The following is a 3,133-nucleotide window of genomic DNA, read 5'->3' as shown; positions in this document are numbered from 1 at the left end:
GCTTTTAGAGCACTGTTCAGGGGCGTAAAGGATAAAGCATTCTTCTTGTACAGATTAACTAAGTTATATGCATAATAGGAAAATCCCTCAGGGTTTTACGTTGATCCGTATTCACTCTCCGGTTTTAATTCCGTTCTTCCATTTTCTGGGTTGTACACATCTTTATCGGTACATCCCGTCAACGCACAGCATCCCACAAAGAATGTGAAAGCTATTGCATTCATTTTAGTCATAAATTGATTTCTCATTTTGTTTACCATAAATTAAATGTTGCATCTTAAAAATCCATACTAATTCTCTTACAAATTCGTTTTGATGCAGAACTGATTTGTTAATATTACGTCCTTTTCATATCGATTTGTATGGTACAAATTTAATAATTTAGATTATAAAATACAACTTTTTGCGGAAAAATATATTCGGAAAACACCAAAAAGTTGTATAAAGTGAATTATTGTTATTGCTTTCTTATGGATATAATTCTCTTGAGATATTATGATAAACAGGTTAGCCCGCTAAAGGTTTAGTTTAGCAGAATATACCATTTACTGTAAATTATCGGGAGATATGCTGATTATAACAGGAAAGTTCAAAAAAGGGCATAAAAAAAGGCTATCTATCCCAGACAGCCAATCTTTTGTTAACCTTAAATCTAATACTATGAAAAACACATTGCAAAGATACGTGCTTTTCTCCGATCTCCAAATTTTTGATACGAAACCGGGGTATTTATAACATGGTTTAATAGATGTATCAAGCCATTAACTCTTGATGAGTTGATTGTTAATATGTCCATAGCCTAAGAACTAACTCCAAACTTACCAACGATTAGGACTGTAGTTACTACTTATTAATCTTACTATATCCATGTAGTTTTCTTACAATACTAACGTTGTTTTCTTACAACAGCTGTTGTAAGAAACTTATATAGCTGTAGTAAGAATAGTATTTAGTAACTTTGTATCTAGTTTTTGCTGCTTCCGGGGGCAGTTCTTCCCATGTTTTCAGTTAGTCTTTCGCAGTCTTTCTATAAACATTTAATATATAGCGAATTCTGGATCAGTCGCAAAACCTGGTGTTTTGAACTACTACTAGCTGGCATTTCATTTATCTGAGACGAATACGCGAACGACGCAGACTGAGCAGACGAACGCGGAGTTAATTCTTCAGACGCGATAATGCGGATTATTTTTTAGACGCGGATGAAGCGGATTTAAAAGGCTGCGCTATATTCACTGCATAGAAAAAAGAATTCGCATTATCGGCTCAATCCTTTAGATTTGCACAGTGAAATATTCCGGTTGAAGTTTGACAGGATGAACTAGCAAAGCTTGGGTCATATGTGCCATAGCAAGATATATAGATGTGCATTCAGTCACTCAAAAGAGGCTGTTTAAGCTAACAATAAGCGAGCGCCATAATGGTTTGCTGATAGATTTTTTAGAGGTTAAATAAATGCGGAAAAATAAAATTTCTCCGCATTTATTTCTTTCTTATGAAATATTTTATATATTTGGGGTACTTTAGAATAAGACTGAGTTGCTTTTGATATTTATAATTTCGCATAATTAATATACTAAATAATAATATATAATGAAGTCGGAAATTCAACAATATTACCCTTGTAGAACAATCCAATATAAGCAGGGAAATAAAAACAGTAGCATTGCGGATAATAGGCCAGAAGCAGTATTGCAATCTGCTTTATGTAATAATATAAATGACTTTTCAACCTCTACAGTTGGACAAAAAATTTGTATTCAAAGAACTGCAAAAGAAAATATAATAAAAGCATTAGATAAGGGCAAATTAGAAGGACATATGAAGGGGGAGATAAATAAAAATAAAAAATTAGTTGGAGGGCACATTCCTGCAATGGTTGAGGAGCATTGGAAAAAAGGCAATTACGAATGCACAAGTGGTACTAACAGCTTTAAAGTAAAAAAGGATAGAGCAAAAGCATTATATGAGCAGAATACCAAAGGGATAACAGCAGATTGGATAATTAAAAATGGGACACATACAGTATTCAAAAGCGATATAGACAGTTATGATGCGTTAGTAAGAGCTGTTAATGCAGGAACGGAAACGAAGACTGGATCTGATTCTTATGTAACTTTAAGCAATGGGCAAAATGTAGCAAAAAGAAGTGATGGAACGGTTTATCCAATAGAGTAAAAATGTAGTTGAATTTAATGAAGATATGTAGATAGTCTTTAGCATATAAAATAGTACACTAAAATAGAACTTGCAAGTATTCCAAAGTAAAGGATAGTAATTTCCAATATGATTACTAACATGGTGATGTTATGCTGAAAAGAACTCCTGGACAATTTTTAGTGCAGACATACGCTAAGGTTTATACAAAGATATAAATTATGGATGATTTGAGAAGTTTTAAACGCTTTTTGAGAGCTGTTTAAAAGACACAGAAAAATAATAAAATCTTGCAATTCATAACTTTAAAGGGTTTACAAAGTGATTTGATAAAGTATCACAGAACGTTTTGCGGTTTTAAAATTCGTCTCATCCGGTTTCATTCGCCGTCGTGGTGCCGGCCGTTCCGTGGTCTACATCCGTTCCTGATATTTGCTTGTCCCCATGCGCGCACGTATATGTATAATGTATGCCTTCCGTTTCCTTATACATTATCTTCGCAAAATTATGTTCTACAACATGCTTATCAATCAGCGAGTTATAAAAAAGTTCNTATAATGTATGCCTTCCGTTTCCTTATACATTATCTTCGCAAAATTATGTTCTACAACATGCTTATCAATCAGCGAGTTATAAAAAAGTTCATGAAAAGTAATAAAAAAATGATAGATATATTTGGCGTGTATTGCTAAAAGCCCTACTTTTGCATCCGCTTTCGGGAACGAAGGCAGCGATACTTTGACATTCTGACAGAAAACGGTGTAAGAACCTTTGCTAATTCTTCTCTTTTGCGTATGATTTCTATCAAATCATCTCCTGAGAAAAGAAAAAAGAAAAAAAACTTCCGAAACATTTGGAAGATATACCTTAAAGTTCTTACCTTTGCACCCGCTTTTCAAACGAAGCCTGCCACGGCAGCCTTCCATTGAGAACGGTGCCAAGAACTTTTTCCTTTTTCTTTTGCCTCCCTTTCGCA

General features: G+C 34.0%; 1 protein-coding gene. It reads left to right on the top strand.

All coding sequences use genetic code 11. The annotated features are described in order from the left end of the window. The first annotated feature begins 1,593 nt into the window (after positions 1-1,593). A complete protein-coding gene (locus AAE250_RS23395; RefSeq protein ID WP_342289492.1) occupies positions 1,594-2,178 on the top strand; it encodes a hypothetical protein in 585 nt (194 codons plus the stop codon). Positions 2,179-3,133: the final 955 nt, after the last annotated feature.

The sequence above is a fragment of the Bacteroides sp. GD17 genome (genome assembly GCF_038448625.1).
Classification (GTDB): domain Bacteria; phylum Bacteroidota; class Bacteroidia; order Bacteroidales; family Bacteroidaceae; genus Bacteroides.
The sequence above is the reverse complement of the archived record's forward strand: the minus strand, read 5'-3'. Positions and strand labels throughout refer to the sequence as shown.